The organism is Stenotrophomonas sp. YJH_SMC_69, from assembly GCF_059370495.1.
In genome coordinates this window covers 615,136-631,353 of the sequence record NZ_JCAFTS010000001.1, presented here as the reverse complement: position 1 = coordinate 631,353, position 16,218 = coordinate 615,136, and the positions used below count along the sequence as shown (strand labels likewise).

Below are 16,218 nucleotides of genomic sequence, written 5' to 3'. Positions count from 1 at the left end.
GCGGTGTTTGCGGCCCATGGGCCGCACCGTCGGCGAACGCCCGGCGCGCTGCGCCGGGCCGGGGATCCGCCCGGATTATGAATCGACGATCAGCGCGCCGGCAGGTACTGCTGCGGGTCGACCGGCTTGCCGTTGTAGCGGATCTCGAAGTGGACCATGTCGCGGTTCGCACCGGTGCGGCCCATCTCGGCGATCTGCTCACCGGCCTTCACGCTCTGCCCTTCATTCACCAGGCGCTTGCGGTTGTGGCCATAGGCCGACAGCCACTGGTCGCTGTGCTTGATGATGATCAGCTCGCCGTAGCCGACCAGGCCGGCGCCGGAGTACACCACCACACCGTTGGCGGTGGCCTTGACCGGCTGGCCGCTGGTACCGGCGATGTCCACGCCCTGCTTGGTCGCATCGCCGGCAACGTAGCGGCCGACGATCGCGCCATCGGCCGGCCAGCGCCAGGCGATGTTGCTCTTCACCGGACCGGCCGGCGCCGGAGTTGGCGCCGTGCTGCCGGCGCTGCTGCCACCCGAGCGCGGCGCGGTGACCACCGTGGTCGGCGCGCGGCCGCCGCTGGCACCGGCCGGATACAGCCGGATCACCTGCCCCGGATGGATGGTCGAGGGGTTATCCAGGCTGTTCCAGGCAATCAGGTCGGCCGGGGTGATGTCATGGATGCGGGCCAGCGCATAGATGGTGTCGCCCTTGCGCACCACCACGGTCTGCCCGGGCTTGGGCACCGAGGTCTTCGGCGTGGTCACGCCACCACCGGTGCTGCCACCACCAGGACGAACCACAGTGGCGGTGCCGCAGGCGGCCAGGGTGGAAACCAGCAACGCCAGCGCGCCGATGCGCACTCCCTTGCTCAGACGATCAGGACTCATGCGAACTTCGACCTCCATACAAGCCAGGCGATCAGCACCACCACCAACGCGGTGGCGATCCAGCCCAGCGGTTCAATCCAGCGACGCAGTGCCGCTTCAGCACGCGCACCACCGATACGGATGACCGCAGCCAGCACGAACACGCGCTTGCCGCGACCGATCAGCATGCTCAACAGGTACTGCGGCATCGGTACGCCGACGATACCCGATGCCCACGTGAAGACCTTCATCGGTATGGGCATGAAGCCGCCCAGCACCAGGAAGGTGAACACCGCCCACGGCGATTCGGCCATCTTCGCCTGCACGGTGGTGATGCCCTGCTCGATCGCCGGCAGCATGCCCAGCACTTCAAACAGCGGCTTGATCGCCTCGAAAGCGTAGTGACCCAGCGCGTAGCCGACCAGCGCACCGACCATCGAGCCGGCCAGGCTGAGGGTGGCAAACCACCAGCCGCGCTTGGGCTGGGCCACGCACATCGGCGCCAGCATCACCTCCGGCATCACCGGGAAGATGATCGCCTCGAAGAAGCTCAACACCGTCAGGTAGGTCGGCGCGCGTTCGTGCGCCGCCCACTTCATCGCCCGCTCGTACAGCGGCCCGAAAATCTTCATGCAACCCTGCTCCGTGGATTAGTCGAGCATGCCAGACAGCAGCGGCACGAACGTGACCGGCGCCAGCACGTGTTGTTCGATGCTGCCGTCGGCCTTGCGGTCCAGCTGTACCAGCGACTGCGCCCCAGGGCCACCGACCGGCGCCACCAGGCGGCCGCCTTCGGCCAGCTGCTCGATCAGGGCGTCGACCAGTGCCGGCGCCGCCGCAGTGACCACGATGGCATCGAACGGGCCGTGCTCGGCCCAGCCGACGCGGCCGTCGTCGTGCTTGGTGCGGATGTTCATGCCCAGCGCACGGAAGCGCTTGCGGGCCTGGCGCAGCAGATCACCAATGCGCTCCACGGTGTAGACCTCCAGGCCCAACGCGCCAAGGATGGCGGCCTGGTAACCGGAACCGGTGCCGACTTCCAGCACCCGCTTCGGCGAGACCTGCAGCACTGCCTCGGTCATCCGCGCAACCACCCAGGGCTGCGAGATGGTCTGGCCATGGCCGATCGGCAGCGCGGTGTCTTCATAGGCACGCGAGGCCAGGGCTTCATCGATGAACAGATGGCGCGGCACCACCCGGATCGCGTTCAAGGTCGGCTCGTCGACGATGCCGGCTTCGCGCAGGCGGTCGACCAGGCGGTCACGCACGCGCTGCGAGGTCATGCCGATACCGACGGCTTCCGGCTGCAATCGCAGGCGTGGGCTCATGCCGGCTGGTCCAGCGCGGCGCTGAGGCCGCCGACCCAGCTGGCGACCTTCTCCAGCGCCTGGTAGCGGGTGAGGTCGACCTGGATCGGGGTGATCGAGATGTGGCCGGTGCGCACCGCGTGGAAATCGGTACCTGGACCGGAATCCTGCTCACGGCCGGCAGGGCCGATCCAGTACACCTCGTTGCCGCGCGGATCCTTCTGCGCGATGCAGCCTTCGGCACGATGGCGGTTGCCGAGGCGGGTGACCTCGAAGCCCTTGACCTCGCTCCACGGCAGGTCCGGCACGTTGACGTTGAGGATGGTGTCGGCCGGCAGCGGATCGGCCTTGAGCCGGGCGACAATCTCCACCGCAGCACGCGCGGCGGTCTCGAAGTGCTTCGGATCGTGGTTGCGGCTGACCAGCGAGACCGCCACCGCCGGCAGGCCGAGGAAGCGACCTTCCATCGCCGCCGAGACGGTGCCGGAATAGATCACGTCGTCGCCGAGATTGGCGGCGTTGTTGATGCCGGACACGACAATGTCAGGCTCGAATTCAAGCAGGCCGGTCAGCGCCAGGTGCACGCAGTCGGTGGGTGTACCGGCCACCGAAACGGTGTAATGGTCGATGCGCTTGAGCCGGATCGGCAGGTCCAGGGTCAGCGAGTTGCTGGCGCCGGAGCGATCGCGGTCGGGCGCAACCACCGTGACTTCGTGACCGGCCTCGCGCAGGACCGCGGCAAGCATCCGGATGCCTGCGGCGTCGACACCATCGTCATTGCTGACCAGGATTCGCATCTTCGATTTAACCGCTTGATTTTCCAAGAATTCGATTCCATCACCGTGCAGTGTGGGCGGGACCGTCGCGCTCCCCTGCGGAAGCGGTCGACCCTGCAAGGGCATCGTCTATTGTGCCGCATGCGGGCCGCCGGTCCTACCCTGTCAGCGGTCACGGCCGACATCGAACCGTCATAGGCAGACCTGCGCCGGCGGTTTACCCTGTGCGCATGTCGCACCCTGATGATGAAGATCCGGCCGCATTGTTCCGTGCGGCCATCGGCGAAGTGAAGCCGCTGCGCAAGGATGCCGAGCCGGCACCTGCCGCGCCCCGGCCGAAACCGCGTGCGCGCATGGCCGAACGTGACGAGGCCGAAGCGGCCGGCGAGTTCGCCCGGCTGCTGCGCGACAGTGCGCCACTGGAAGCCGGCGACGTGGCCAGCTATCGCCGCGACAACCTGCCACCACGCCTGTTCCAGCGCCTCAAGCGCGGCCAGTACTCGGTGCAGGACGAACTGGATCTGCACGGCGCCACCGCCGCACAGGCCGAAGCCCTGCTGCGCCAGTTCCTGCTGGAAGCGCATGCACACGAGTACGGCTGCGTGCGCATCATCCACGGCAAGGGACTGCAGTCCGATGGCGGCGCACCGGTGCTGAAGAACCTGGTCGATCGCCTGCTGCGGCTGCGCAACGACGTGCTGGCATTCCATTCGGCACCGACCGGACAAGGCGGCACCGGCGCGGTACTGGTGCTGCTGGCGCGGCGTTGAAAAGGGGACGGAGGGAATTAAGTCGTTTGTGCCACAAACGACTTAATTCCCTCCGTCCCCTTTTTTTATGTCAGGCCTGCGAGGCGTCTTCGACGGGGCCGAGTTCGTGCAGCACGGCGGTGGCGTAGCAGCCTGGCGGCAACGCGAACGACAGTTCCAGCACGTCGTCGGCCAGCCACTGGTGCTGCAGCAGCGCCGGACGCAGGCGCAACGCGCGGCGCTCCTGCTTCAGGCGCGCATCTTCCAGGCCGGCCCGCAGTGCTTTCGACTCGTCGTCGTCCAGCGCGGCCAGCTCCAGCTCACGTGCCGCGTCGGCACTGCGCAGCTCGCCTTCGCCCCACAACGGCGCGCTGGGATGGATGTCGAAACGCGCCAGCCGCTCGGCCAGCACATCCGTGTACGGCTCGGGGCCGAACACGCTGCGACTGCCATCGAGCATCCAGACTTCGCCATCGAGCGGCTGGTCCCAGCTGCCCTGCTCCACGCGCGCGGCCAGCACGCGGTTGAACAGCGCCGAACGGGCTGCAGAGAGCAGCAGCGAACGCTGGTCCTTGCGCATGCGGCGGCCACCGAACATCGCCAGTGCAGCCGGCACGTTGCCACCGTCGCGGCCGAAACGCTGTTCACCAAACCAGTTCGGCAGGCCGCGCGCGGCAATCTGCTGCAGGCGCTCGCTGATCGCGGCGGGATCGCCCTGCACCTCGCGCAGCACCAGCTTGAAGCGGTTGCCGGCCAGTGCGCCGCGCTGCAGCTTGCGGTTGTGCCAGGTTGCCTCGATGACTTCGATTTCGTCACTGGCCAACTCGGCCAGGTCCGGCGCAATGCGCTTGGGCAGGTGCACGCTGAAACGCTGGGTGGTGACCGCGTGGCGGTCTTTCATCCCGGCGTAGCTCACCGCCATTTCCGGCAGGCCCGCCCATTTTGCCAGCACCTTGGCCACATGCACGGTGTTGGCGCCGCGCTTGCGGATGTGCAGCAGCAGATGCTCGCCTTCACCGCTCGCCTCGAACGCCGGCAGTTCATCCACCTGGAAATCGTCCGGCGTGGTGCGGATGCGCGCCGTCAACAACGGCGCACCAAACGCCAACGGCAGCGGGATCATGCCGCCACCAGCAACACGACCGCCTGCGCGGCGATGCCTTCACCACGGCCGGTGAAGCCCAGCTTCTCCGAGGTGGTGGCCTTGACGCTGACCGCGTCCAGCGGCAGCTGCAGCAACCCACCGATGCGCTCACGCATCGCAAGCGCATGCGGGCCGACCTTCGGCCGCTCGCAGATCACGGTGATGTCGGTGTTGCCGACGCGCCAGCCGCGCTCACGCAGCAGGCTGTCGCAGTGGCGCACGAACTCGCTGCTGTCGGCCCCCTTCCAGCGGTCGTCACTGGGCGGGAAATGCCGGCCGATGTCGCCCAGCGCCAGTGCGCCGAGCATGGCATCGCACAGGGCGTGCAGGATCACGTCGCCGTCGCTGTGTGCAAGCACACCGCAGCTGTGCGGCACGTTCACTCCGCCAAGCATGATGTGGTCGCCTTCACCGAAGGCATGGACGTCGTAGCCCTGGCCGATGCGGACGGGCGGGAACGGTGCGGTGCTCATGGATGCAACCCTTGCTGCAGGGCCGCGCGGACGGTCAGCCGACGCGGCGGGAAAGTACGAATTCGAACCGGTCCAGATCGGCCGGGGTGGTGACCTTGAAGTTGTCCTCGCTGCCCTCGACCAGCAGCGGGCGCTGGCCCTGGCGCTCCATGGCCATGGCCTCATCGGTGACTTCAACACCGGCGGCGGCGGCTTCGGACAGCGCGCGGCTGAGCTGGTGGCGGCGGAACAGTTGTGGTGTCAGTGCGCGCCACAGCCGCTCGCGCGGCTCGGTGCCATCGATGCCACCGTCGTCGCCCGCACGCTTGAGGGTGTCACGCACCGGTGCGGCCAGGATCGCCCCGACCGGATCGGCACGACCGACTTCAAGCAGGCGGCCAAGGTCGGCCAGCGACAGGTTCGGCCGCGCGGCATCGTGGACCAGCACGAATTCATCAGCGCGCACCGTCTCCGGCAGCGCCTGCAGGCCAGCCAGCACCGAAGCGGCACGGGTCGCGCCACCGATGCAGGTCAGCACCGGCTTGCCCGCCCACTCGTTCCAGCCGGGCCAGTCGGCGTCGTCCGGGCCGATCACTACCATTGCCCCGGCTACGGCCGGATGCGCCAGCAGGGCGTCCAGGGTATGGGCGAGCAGGATCTGCCCGCCCGCCTGCAGGTACTGCTTGGGCAACGGCGCGCCAAAGCGGGTGCCACGGCCAGCAGCCGGAACCACGACCCAGATCGCCGCACTCATGGCACGTCCGCCGGGTGGTCGCCAACCTGCGCACTGACACCTGCCGCAGGCTGCGCCGGGTGGACCGGCGCATCCTCGACCACGCGATAGAACTTCTCGCCGGGCTTGATCATGCCCAGCTCGCTGCGCGCGCGTTCCTCGATGGCGGACTGGCCTTCCTTGAGGTCCTTCACTTCCGCAGCGAGCGCATCATTGCGCTGCTGCAGGCCCTCATTGTCCCGCTCCTGGTTGGCGACCTGGGCTTCGAGCATCATCACTTCACCCGAATTGCCCGGACCAAACCAGAAGCGGTACTGCAGCCAGCCCAGCAACAGGGCCAGCACCAGCAGCATCCAGCGCCAGTCGCGCATCGGCTCAGCGCTTCAGCGAAACGAACGCGTCACGACCGGCGTAACGCGCGCCGGCGCCGAGGGCTTCCTCGATGCGCAGCAGCTGGTTGTACTTGGCCACGCGATCGCTGCGGCACAGCGAACCGGTCTTGATCTGGGTGGCGGTGGTGGCCACTGCGATGTCGGCGATGGTGGTGTCTTCGGTTTCGCCCGAACGGTGCGAGACCACGGCGGCGTAGCCGGCACGGTCGGCCATGGCGATCGCTTCCAGGGTTTCGCTGAGGGTGCCGATCTGGTTGACCTTGATCAGGATCGCGTTGGCGGTGCCCGAGTCGATGCCTTCCTGGAAGATCTTCGGGTTGGTCACGAACAGGTCGTCGCCGACCAGCTGCACCTTCTTGCCGATGCGGTCGGTCAGCAGCTTCCAGCCGGCCCAGTCATTCTCGGCCAGGCCATCTTCAATCGTGATGATCGGGTACTGCGCGGCCCAGTCGGCGAGGAAGTCGACGAACTGCTCGGAGGTCAGGCGCTTGTTCTCGCCGACCAGGTTGTACTTGCCGTTCTCGAAGAACTCGCTGGAGGCCACGTCCAGGCCCAGCAGCACGTCTTCGCCGGCGGTGTAGCCCGCCTTGCCGATCGCTTCGAGAATGGTGTCCAGCGCTTCGACGTTGCTGCGGAAGTCCGGCGCGAAGCCACCTTCGTCGCCGACCGCGGTGCTCAGGCCATGGCCCTTCAGCACCGACTTCAGCGAATGGAAGATTTCGGTACCGGCACGCAGCGCTTCGGAGAACGAGGTGAAGCCAACCGGCAGCACCATGAACTCCTGGAAGTCGACGTTGTTGTCGGCATGCGCGCCGCCATTGATGATGTTCATCATCGGCACCGGCAGCGCCGGGGTCACGCCGGTCCTGGCGGCCAAGTACTGCCACAGTGCCTGCTTGTTCGATGCAGCGGCGGCATGCGCGGCGGCCATCGAAACACCCAGCAGCGCGTTGGCACCCAGGCGGCCCTTGTTCTCGGTGCCGTCCAGATCGATCAGGCGACGGTCGAGGCCGGCCTGGTCGGTAGCCTCAAAGCCCTTCAGCGCGGCGGCAATCGTGGTGTTGACGTTGTCGACGGCCTTGCGCACGCCCTTGCCCAGATAACGGGTCTTGTCACCGTCACGCAGCTCGACCGCTTCCTTGGTGCCGGTCGAGGCGCCGGAGGGAACCGCGGCACGACCGAACGAACCGTCCTCCAGGATGACTTCGGCTTCCAGCGTGGGGTTGCCACGGCTGTCAAGGATTTCACGGGCGTGGATGCTGCGGATCGTACTCATGGTCGGGCCGGTTACCTGTCTGGAGAGGGGGCGACAAAACGAATGCCGCGTGATTATCCCCGGCTGCCCGCCACTTGCCAAATGGCCTGGGCGGCATCAGCCCCAGCTGGACCCGATCACGATCAGGGCCAGCGACACCAGCATCACCAGCAACGCGCCGGCCACCGCCGCCGCGACGGGTCTACGACGGCGTCGCCAGGCGAGCACCATCGCCACCAGGCTGCCGACGAAAGACACACCCAGCGTGACCAGCGCGGCCACGATCCAGTACTGCATGGCCTGGATGCCATGGTTTCCGTCACCCGGCGAGCCGAAGCTGGCCGCAAAGGCCATTACTCCCAGCAGCAGGGACGCCCAGGCGAGCACGGACAGCCCCAGCGCGACCAGGCCCCAGGGCCAGCCGCGCGCCGACGTGCTCGTATTCATCAAAGCAATCCGTAGAACAGGGCGCCGAGCCACAGCGAAAGCAGGATGATCGCAAAGCCAGCCGCCACCTTGCCGCGATTCAGCCGCCAGGCCAGCACCGCGGCCGCGAGGCAGCCCGCGGCACCGAGCAGCTCCGCGACCAGCAGCGCAATGAAATACGCACGCAGATCAAGCGCGCTGCTGCCATCACCCGGGGGGCGCACCGACGCCGCACCGATCAGCACCAGGCCAAACATGCCCACGGTGAACAGCACGGCCAGGCCCAGTGCGATCAGGCCCCAGGGCCACTGTTTCCAGTGCCGGCGATGACGCTGGGCTTCCAGCGCCACCCTCGGGTCACGACTCACGCGAAGCGCGAGAAGCCGTGCTTCTTGGTCACCGCGTCGAGCTCCATCAGGGTCTCGAGCAGCGCTTCCATCTGGTCCAGCGGCCACGCGTTGGGGCCATCGGACAGGGCCTTGGACGGATCCGGATGGGTCTCGGCGAACAGGCCGGAGATGCCCACCGCGACGGCAGCACGGGCCAGCACCGGCACGTGCTCACGCTGGCCACCGGAACTGGTGCCCTGCCCGCCCGGCAACTGCACCGAGTGGGTGGCATCGAACACCACCGGGCAACCGGTATCGCGCATCACCGCCAGCGAGCGCATGTCGCTGACCAGGTTGTTGTAGCCGAAGCTGGCACCGCGCTCGCAGACCATGATCTGCTCGTTGCCGGTGGCCTTGGCCTTCTCCACGACCGGCTTCATGTCCCAGGGCGCCAGGAACTGGCCCTTCTTGATGTTGACCGGCTTGCCGGCCGAGCACACCTTGCGGATGAAGTCGGTCTGGCGGACCAGGAACGCCGGGGTCTGCAGCACATCCACCACCGAGGCCACTTCGTCCATCGGGGTGTACTCATGGACGTCGGTCAGCACCGGCACGCCGATCTGCTTCCTGACCTCGGCCAGGACCTTCAGGCCCTCTTCCATGCCCGGGCCGCGGAACGCGGTGCCCGAGGTGCGGTTGGCCTTGTCGAAGCTGGACTTGAAGATGAAGTTGACGCCGAGCTTGTCGGTGACTTCCTTCAGCTTGCCGGCGGTATCGAGCTGCAGCTGCATCGACTCGATCACGCAGGGGCCGGCGATCAGGAACAGGGGCTGGTCCAGCCCGACCTCGAATCCACACAGTTTCATGGCGTTTCCTTGTTGTCCGCAGCACCGGCCGGGCCGGTGCGCTGGGGGTTGAAGCATGCAGGATGGGGGCCGAAGCCCCCATTCACAAGTCAGGCGCGCGCTTCGGAAAGCAGCTTGCCGCCGGCCTTGCGCTCGCGCGCGGCACGGATGAAACCGATGAACAGCGGGTGGCCGTCACGCGGCGTGGACAGGAATTCCGGGTGCGCCTGGCAGGCCAGGAACCACGGATGCGCGTCGCGCGGCAGTTCGACCACTTCCACCAGGGTGTCGTCCATCGACTTGCCGGCGATCACCAGGCCGGCATCTTCCAGCTGGGTGCGGTAACGGTTGTTGAACTCGTAGCGGTGGCGGTGGCGCTCGGCGACGACGTCCTTGCCGTACAGCTCACGGGCCAGCGTGCCCGGCTTCAGGCGCTGTTCCTGCAGGCCCAGGCGCATGGTGCCGCCGAGGTCGCTCTTGTCGTCACGCTTCTCGACATCGCCGGTGGCGGTGCGCCATTCGGTGATCAGGCCGATCACCGGGTTCGGCGACTGGCGGTCGTTCTCGGTGCTGTTGGCGCCTTCCAGGCCGACCACGTTGCGCGCGTAATCGACGACGGCCGCCTGCATGCCGTAGCAGATGCCGAAGTACGGCACGTGCTGCTCGCGGGCGAACTTCGAGGTCAGCACCTTGCCTTCGAAACCACGGTCACCGAAGCCACCCGGCACCAGGATGCCGTCGACATCGGCCAGTGCGGCCATGTCGGTGCCTTCCAGATCCTGTGCTTCCAGCCACTTCAGGTTGACCTTGGTGCGCTGGCGCAGGCCGCCGTGCTTCAGTGCTTCGCCGACCGACTTGTAGGCATCCTGGTGATCCACGTACTTGCCGACCACGGCGATGGTCACTTCATCCAGCGGATGCAGGGTCGCATCGACTGCGTCCTCCCACATCGACAGATCGACCGGACCGGCCTTGTCGGCCAGCTTCAGCTGGTTGACCACGATCTCGTCCAGGCCCTGCGCGTGCAGGCCCGACGGAATGCGATACAGCACGTCCACGTCCGGCACGCTGATCACTGCGCGCTCGGAGACGTTGGTGAACTGGGCGATCTTGCGGCGCTCCGAATCCGGCACGGCCTGCTCGGAACGGCACAGCAGCACGTCCGGCTGGATGCCGATCGAACGCAGTTCCTTCACCGAATGCTGGGTCGGCTTGGTCTTCAGCTCACCGGCGGCGCCGATGTACGGCACCAGGGTGAGGTGCATGAACAGCGCCTTCTCCGGGCCACGCTCGGTGCGCACCTGGCGGATCGCTTCCAGGAACGGCAGCGACTCGATGTCGCCGACGGTGCCACCGATCTCGACCAGCGCCACGTCGTAGCCTTCGGTGGCTTCGTCGATGCAGCGGCGGATCTCGTCGGTGATGTGCGGAATGACCTGCACGGTCGCGCCCAGGTAGTCGCCGCGGCGCTCCTTGCGGATCACGTTCTCGTAGATGCGGCCGGTGGTGACCGAGTTCTTGCGGCTCAGGCGGGTGCGCACGAAGCGCTCGTAGTGGCCCAGGTCGAGGTCGGTCTCGGCGCCGTCATCGGTGACATACACCTCACCGTGCTGGAACGGGCTCATGGTGCCCGGGTCGACGTTGATGTAAGGGTCGAGCTTCATCATCGTGACCTTCAGGCCCCGGGCTTCGAGAATGGCGGCCAGCGACGCGGCGGCAATGCCTTTGCCGAGCGAGGACACCACGCCGCCGGTTACGAAAATCAAGGGAGTCATGGCTGCAAGCATCCTGTCTGGAAATGGAACACGGCAACACCACGCGCACCCGGAGGGCGGGCATGGTGCTCGGAGGGGGTTTTCCGGTTCGCTGGGACAGCGAGGGAGGTGCGGATCCGTGCGGCGGCAGGCGCCGGACGGGGACCATCGTGCGAGGTCGGGGCGGCCGTGCCGGCCAAATCGACCGTCACCTGCGACCCGCCATGCTGGAAGCCACGCTTGGCCGCTCCAGCCCATTCGCAAAGGGTGGACACGCACTTACTCCCGGAAAGCCATAGTTTACAGATTGATGGCCGCCAACCCAAGGGGCAGACGCCACGTTCCTAAAAAGAAACGCCCCGCTGAGCGGGGCGTTCCGTTGCGCACCCCTTGTCGCAAGGGCGCTTGGCAGGTTGCGGGATCAGCGCTTCTTGCGCGCTTCTTCCTCTTCTTCCTTCTGCGGGGCCGGCTGGCCCTGCGCCTTCATTTCGGCATTGGCCTGGGCACGACGCTTGGCCTTGGCATCGGCCTCGGCCTGCGCCTTGTCGGCCTGGTCACCCTGCTGCGGGGCCGGCTGGCCCGCGTTCTGCGCCACCACCAGCGGCACTGCAACGGCGGCAGCGGCCAGGATTGCAACGGTCAGCAACTTCTTCATGAGGTCCTCCTCGCGGTATGGCTTGGATGTTTCGACCCGATGGGGCCGCCGGCGTTCAGATTCCAGCGGCTGCCATTTTACCCCCTCCCCGGCGCCGAGGCTGAACCGCAGGCGTGCAAAATCGCCGTCCAGACCGCACACTTGCGCGTCGCTCCGCGCTTTAGAAGATAGATGAACGCCCGCTATAACGCCGCCGATATTGAAGTCCTGTCCGGCCTTGACCCGGTCAAGCGCCGTCCCGGCATGTATACCGACACCGCGCGCCCGAACCACCTGGCGCAGGAAGTGATCGACAACTCGGTGGACGAGGCCCTCGCCGGCCATGCCCGCTCGATCGAGATCACCCTGTACAAGGACGGCAGCGTGGAGGTCAGCGATGACGGCCGCGGCATGCCGGTGGACATCCATCCGGAAGAGAAGATCCCGGGCGTCGAACTGATCCTCACCCGCCTGCATGCAGGCGGCAAGTTCAGCAACAACAACTACACCTTCTCCGGCGGCCTGCATGGCGTCGGCGTCAGCGTGGTCAACGCGCTGTCGACCCTGGTGGAGGTGCACATCAAGCGCGAAGGTGCCGAACACCGCATCACCTTCCGCAATGGCGACCGCGCCACGCCGCTGGAGGTGGTCGGCACCGTCGGCAAGAAGAACACCGGTACCCGCGTGCGCTTCTGGCCGGACCCGAAGTACTTCGACACGCCCAAGTTCGCAGTGCGCGCGTTGAAGCACCTGCTGCGCGCCAAGGCCGTGCTGTGCCCGGGCCTGACCGTCAAGCTGACCGACGAAGCCACCGGTGAAGTCGATACCTGGTACTACGAAGACGGCCTGCGCGACTACCTGAAGCTGGAACTGGGTGAGCGCGAATCGCTGCCGGCCGACCTGTTCGTCGGCAACCTCAAGAAGGACACCGAGGTGGTGGACTGGGCCGTGGCCTGGCTGCCGGAAGGTGAGCTGGTCCAGGAAAGCTATGTTAACCTGATTCCGACCGCCCAGCATGGCACCCACGTCAACGGCCTGCGTACCGGCCTGACCGAGGCGCTGCGCGAGTTCTGCGACTTCCGCAACCTGCTGCCACGCGGCGTCAAGCTGGCCCCGGAAGACGTGTGGGACCGGGTGTCGTTCGTGCTGTCGCTGAAGATGACCGACCCGCAGTTCAGCGGCCAGACCAAGGAACGCCTGTCCTCGCGCCAGGCCGCCGGCTTTGTAGAGGGCGCCGCGCACGATGCGTTCAGCCTGTTGCTGAACCAGAACGTGGAGCTGGGCGAGAAGATCGCGCAGATCGCCATCGAGCGCGCCAGTGCGCGCCTGAAGACCGAGAAGCTGGTCGTCCGCAAGAAGGTCACGCAGGGCCCGGCCCTGCCCGGCAAGCTGGCCGACTGCATCAGCCAGGACCTGTCGCGCACCGAGCTGTTCCTGGTGGAAGGTGACTCGGCAGGCGGCAGCGCCAAGCAGGCGCGCGACAAGGATTTCCAGGCGATCCTGCCGCTGCGCGGCAAGATCCTCAACACCTGGGAAGTGTCGTCCAACAGCGTGCTGGCCTCCGAAGAAGTGCACAACCTGGCCGTGGCCATCGGCTGCGACCCCGGCAAGGACGACATCACCGGCCTGCGTTACGGCAAGGTGGTGATCCTGGCCGACGCGGACTCCGACGGCCTGCATATCGCCACCCTGCTGACCGCGCTGTTCCTCAGGCATTTCCCGGCGCTGGTCGATGCCGGCCACGTGTTCGTGGCAATGCCGCCGCTGTTCCGCATCGACGTGGGCAAGCAGGTGTTCTACGCCCTGGATGAGGAAGAGAAGCGTTCGATGCTGGACAAGATCGAGCGCGAGAAGATCAAGGGCGCAGTCAACGTCACCCGCTTCAAGGGCCTGGGCGAGATGAACCCGAACCAGCTGCGCGAGTCGACCATCCATCCGGATACGCGCCGCCTGGTGCAGCTGACCGTGGACGATGGCGAGCAGACCCGTTCGCTGATGGACATGCTGCTGGCCAAGAAGCGCGCGTCCGACCGCAAGGGCTGGCTGGAGTCGAAGGGCGATCTGGCCTCGCTGGAGGTCTGATCCGGAGCGGGGTCGGATCCCTTTCCGCAGGAAAGGGCTCTGACCCGGTTGGCGGCAGTGGGGTCAGAGCCGTTTCCTGTCAGGAAACGGATCCGACCCCATGCGCTCCGACCCCATCCGCCCCCATCGGCAAACCCGGCAGCGCCATAATGCGCGTCCACCCGTGTGGACCATCGTATTGGCCAGCCACTCGCTGCTGTTCCCCGGCCTGCCGCTGCACAGTGCACGGCTGGTCCTGAGCCCGATCCGTCGTGACGACGCCGCCGCGCTGTTCACGCTGCAGTCCAACCCGGATGTCATGCGATGGTGGAACCATCCAGCCTGGACGCGACTGGCCGAAGCGCGCGAGCAGATCGACGATGACCTCGCCGCCCATGCCATCGGCACCCAGCTGAAGCTGGCCGTACGCGAGTCGCTGGAAGGTCCGCTGCTGGGCATCTGCGTGGTATTCGCGGTGGACCGCGATGCGGCGCGCGCCGAGATCGGCTACCTGCTGGCACCCGATCGCCAGGGCCAGGGCTATATGCACGAGGCCCTGCAACAGGTACTGGCCTACCTGTTCCGCACCCTGCACCTGCATCGGGTGGAAGCCGAGATCGACCCGCGCAATGCGCCGTCCGCGCACGTGTTGGAACGCCTGGGCTTCCACCGCGAGGGGGTGCTGCGCCAGCGCTGGCGCATCCAGGGGCAGCTGGCCGACTCGGCCGTCTACGGCCTGCTGGCCGACGACGCCGCCGCAGCCACCCTCCCCGCTTGACCCAATCTGGCCAGTAGCGGGCTCAACGCACGGCCATGCCTTTGGACACATACGGCATGGCCCGCCACCGGCCTAGCATCGGAACCCCCTTCCGCTGCCGAACCGGTGCCATGAAGTCCCTGCTGCACACTGCCGCGCTCTGCGTCGGCCTGCTCATCGCCCCTGCCAGCGTGCTGGCCGCGTCCGACGCCGAGGGCAAGCCCGACCCGAAAGACGACAAGACCGAAGCGCCTGCGCTGCCCGCCGACGCCTCGGCCCGCCAGAGCATGCGCCTGGCCGGCCGCACCCTGGACTACACCGCCACCGTCGGCACCCTGCCGGTACGCGATGCCAAGGGCAAGGTGATCGCCGATGTGGTGTTCACCGCCTACACGATGCCGGGCAAGGACCGGCCGGTGACCTTCGCGCTCAATGGCGGCCCCGGTGCGTCGTCGGTGTACCTCAACATGGGCGCGATCGGGCCCAAGGTGGTGACCTTCGGCTCCGAGGGTGACAGCGCATCGGCGCCGGCCACCCTGCACGACAACCCGGGCACCTGGCTGGACTTCACCGATCTGGTGTTCATCGATCCGGTCGGTACCGGCTTCAGCCGCGCGCGGATCGGCGACGATGAAGCCAAGAAAGCGCTCTACAACCCCAGTGCCGACGTCGAATACCTGTCGCGCTCGATCTACGACTGGCTGCTGCGCAACCAGCGCATGGCCTCGCGCAAGTACCTTACCGGCGAGAGCTACGGTGGCTACCGCGGCCCGCGCATCACCCACTTCCTGCAGACCCGGCTGGGCGTGGCAATGAACGGACTGGTGCTGGTCTCGCCCTACCTGAGCCCGACCCTGGAAGACAACGCCGATGTCTCGCCGATGGCGTGGATGCAGACGCTGCCGTCGATCGCCGCGGCGCACCTGGAGCGCCAGGGCAAGCTGACCGATGCGGCGATGCGCGAGGTGGTGGAGTACACCCGTGGCGATTACGCCACCGCGTTGATGAAGGGCCGCAGCGATCCGCAGGCTACGGAAGCCATGCTGCGCCGGGTCACCGCGCTGACCGGACTGGACCCGCAGTTCGTGCGCCGCGCTGGCGGGCGCCTGGAGACCCAGGCCTACCTGCGTGAAGTGTTCCGCGACAAGGGCACGCTGGGCAGCCGCTACGACTCCAACGTGACCGCGTTCGATCCGTTCCCGAATGATCCGGAGCAGCGCGCCAACGATCCACTGCTGGACAGCATCATCGCGCCGACCACCACGGCGATGGTCGACTTCGTGACGCGCGTGGTCGGCTGGAAAGTAGATGCGCGCTACCAGGCGCTGAACTACGACGTGAACCGGCTGTGGGACCGCAATGGCGAACTGCGCCAGGGTGCGGTGACCCAGCTGCGCCAGGCGGTGGCGATCGACCCGCATCTGCAGGTGCTGATCGTGCATGGCTGGAACGACCTGTCGTGCCCGTTCATGGGCTCGATCCTGACCGTGGACCAGATGCCGACGATGGGCAGCAATCCGGACCGGGTGCAGGTGCGCAGTTATCCGGGCGGGCACATGTTCTACAGCCGGGCGGACAGCCAGGCGGCGTTCCGCAAGGATGTACAGGCGTTGTTCCAGCGTAATTGAAGGGGTTTGGCCGGGCCTGCGGCCCGGCACCCGCTGACAGCCACGGCAACGGCAACTGCAAAAGCTGGCTTCCTGAGGGCTGTTGGTGGGTGCCGACCGTTGGTCGGCACGGGGGCGGATCC

The 16,218-nt window shown here is 67.0% G+C and carries 18 protein-coding genes; 4 read left to right on the top strand and 14 right to left on the bottom strand.

Annotated features, from left to right (window positions below; all coding sequences use genetic code 11):
- Window positions 1-89: 89 nt before the first annotated feature.
- The 4 genes from AC5P8F_RS03035 to surE are packed head-to-tail and all read right to left on the bottom strand — an operon-like array spanning window position 90 to window position 2,958.
- On the bottom strand, window positions 90-875 hold the full coding sequence (locus tag AC5P8F_RS03035) for a peptidoglycan DD-metalloendopeptidase family protein (RefSeq protein ID WP_032959180.1): 786 nt from the start codon (window positions 873-875) through the stop codon (window positions 90-92).
- Window positions 872-1,486 (bottom strand): YqaA family protein, encoded by a 615-nt coding sequence (locus AC5P8F_RS03030; protein WP_014646707.1) that lies wholly within the window; start codon window positions 1,484-1,486, stop codon window positions 872-874. The genes AC5P8F_RS03035 and AC5P8F_RS03030 overlap by 4 nt, the downstream gene beginning before the upstream one ends.
- An 18-nt stretch (window positions 1,487-1,504) precedes the next feature.
- Complete coding sequence (locus tag AC5P8F_RS03025; RefSeq protein WP_014646706.1) at window positions 1,505-2,182, bottom strand: protein-L-isoaspartate(D-aspartate) O-methyltransferase; 678 nt, start codon at window positions 2,180-2,182, stop codon at window positions 1,505-1,507.
- Window positions 2,179-2,958 carry a 5'/3'-nucleotidase SurE gene (gene surE, locus AC5P8F_RS03020; RefSeq protein ID WP_032959183.1) on the bottom strand — a complete coding sequence of 260 codons (780 nt, stop codon included), beginning with the start codon at window positions 2,956-2,958 and terminating at the stop codon, window positions 2,179-2,181. The genes AC5P8F_RS03025 and surE overlap by 4 nt, the downstream gene beginning before the upstream one ends.
- Before the next feature lie 209 nt (window positions 2,959-3,167).
- On the opposite strand from surE, the gene AC5P8F_RS03015 reads away from it, so the two are divergent.
- On the top strand, window positions 3,168-3,707 hold the full coding sequence (locus AC5P8F_RS03015; RefSeq protein ID WP_032959185.1) for a Smr/MutS family protein: 540 nt from the start codon (window positions 3,168-3,170) through the stop codon (window positions 3,705-3,707).
- A 70-nt stretch (window positions 3,708-3,777) separates the two neighbouring features.
- Here the strand turns inward: AC5P8F_RS03015 and truD are convergent, their stop codons facing one another.
- The 10 genes from truD to AC5P8F_RS02965 form a co-directional block, all read right to left on the bottom strand.
- Complete coding sequence (gene truD, locus AC5P8F_RS03010; RefSeq protein ID WP_014646703.1) at window positions 3,778-4,809, bottom strand: tRNA pseudouridine(13) synthase TruD; 1,032 nt, start codon at window positions 4,807-4,809, stop codon at window positions 3,778-3,780.
- Window positions 4,806-5,303: a 2-C-methyl-D-erythritol 2,4-cyclodiphosphate synthase gene (gene ispF, locus AC5P8F_RS03005; RefSeq protein WP_169410583.1), complete on the bottom strand. Its 498-nt coding sequence runs from the start codon at window positions 5,301-5,303 to the stop codon at window positions 4,806-4,808. Before ispF ends, truD begins: the two co-directional genes overlap by 4 nt.
- A 34-nt stretch (window positions 5,304-5,337) precedes the next feature.
- Window positions 5,338-6,036 (bottom strand): 2-C-methyl-D-erythritol 4-phosphate cytidylyltransferase, encoded by a 699-nt coding sequence (gene ispD, locus AC5P8F_RS03000; protein WP_478409550.1) that lies wholly within the window; start codon window positions 6,034-6,036, stop codon window positions 5,338-5,340.
- Window positions 6,033-6,386, bottom strand: coding sequence for a cell division protein FtsB (ftsB, locus tag AC5P8F_RS02995; RefSeq protein ID WP_005412924.1), 354 nt, complete (start codon window positions 6,384-6,386; stop codon window positions 6,033-6,035). Before ftsB ends, ispD begins: the two co-directional genes overlap by 4 nt.
- Window positions 6,387-6,390: 4 nt before the next feature.
- Window positions 6,391-7,683, bottom strand: coding sequence for a phosphopyruvate hydratase (gene eno, locus AC5P8F_RS02990; protein ID WP_014646700.1), 1,293 nt, complete (start codon window positions 7,681-7,683; stop codon window positions 6,391-6,393).
- Between the two features lie 96 nt (window positions 7,684-7,779).
- Window positions 7,780-8,109 (bottom strand): hypothetical protein, encoded by a 330-nt coding sequence (locus AC5P8F_RS02985; protein ID WP_495227594.1) that lies wholly within the window; start codon window positions 8,107-8,109, stop codon window positions 7,780-7,782.
- Complete coding sequence (locus AC5P8F_RS02980; RefSeq protein ID WP_032959194.1) at window positions 8,109-8,456, bottom strand: hypothetical protein; 348 nt, start codon at window positions 8,454-8,456, stop codon at window positions 8,109-8,111. Before AC5P8F_RS02980 ends, AC5P8F_RS02985 begins: the two co-directional genes overlap by 1 nt.
- Window positions 8,453-9,283, bottom strand: coding sequence for a 3-deoxy-8-phosphooctulonate synthase (gene kdsA, locus AC5P8F_RS02975; RefSeq protein WP_005408999.1), 831 nt, complete (start codon window positions 9,281-9,283; stop codon window positions 8,453-8,455). The genes AC5P8F_RS02980 and kdsA overlap by 4 nt, the downstream gene beginning before the upstream one ends.
- A gap of 89 nt (window positions 9,284-9,372) precedes the next feature.
- Window positions 9,373-11,037, bottom strand: a complete 1,665-nt coding sequence (gene pyrG / locus AC5P8F_RS02970; protein ID WP_014646697.1) for a CTP synthase — start codon at window positions 11,035-11,037, stop codon at window positions 9,373-9,375.
- A gap of 400 nt (window positions 11,038-11,437) precedes the next feature.
- Window positions 11,438-11,671: a hypothetical protein gene (locus tag AC5P8F_RS02965; protein WP_014646695.1), complete on the bottom strand. Its 234-nt coding sequence runs from the start codon at window positions 11,669-11,671 to the stop codon at window positions 11,438-11,440.
- A gap of 171 nt (window positions 11,672-11,842) precedes the next feature.
- On the opposite strand from AC5P8F_RS02965, the gene parE reads away from it, so the two are divergent.
- From parE to AC5P8F_RS02950, 3 genes are all read left to right on the top strand, one after another.
- A complete protein-coding gene (parE, locus tag AC5P8F_RS02960) occupies window positions 11,843-13,732 on the top strand; it encodes a DNA topoisomerase IV subunit B (RefSeq protein ID WP_032959196.1) in 1,890 nt (629 codons plus the stop codon).
- A gap of 178 nt (window positions 13,733-13,910) precedes the next feature.
- The gene (locus tag AC5P8F_RS02955; protein ID WP_111205705.1) at window positions 13,911-14,489 is read left to right on the top strand and encodes a GNAT family N-acetyltransferase; all 579 of its coding nucleotides are present in this window, start codon (window positions 13,911-13,913) and stop codon (window positions 14,487-14,489) included.
- Between the two features lie 110 nt (window positions 14,490-14,599).
- Window positions 14,600-16,096, top strand: coding sequence for a S10 family peptidase (locus AC5P8F_RS02950; RefSeq protein WP_046429900.1), 1,497 nt, complete (start codon window positions 14,600-14,602; stop codon window positions 16,094-16,096).
- Window positions 16,097-16,218: the final 122 nt, after the last annotated feature.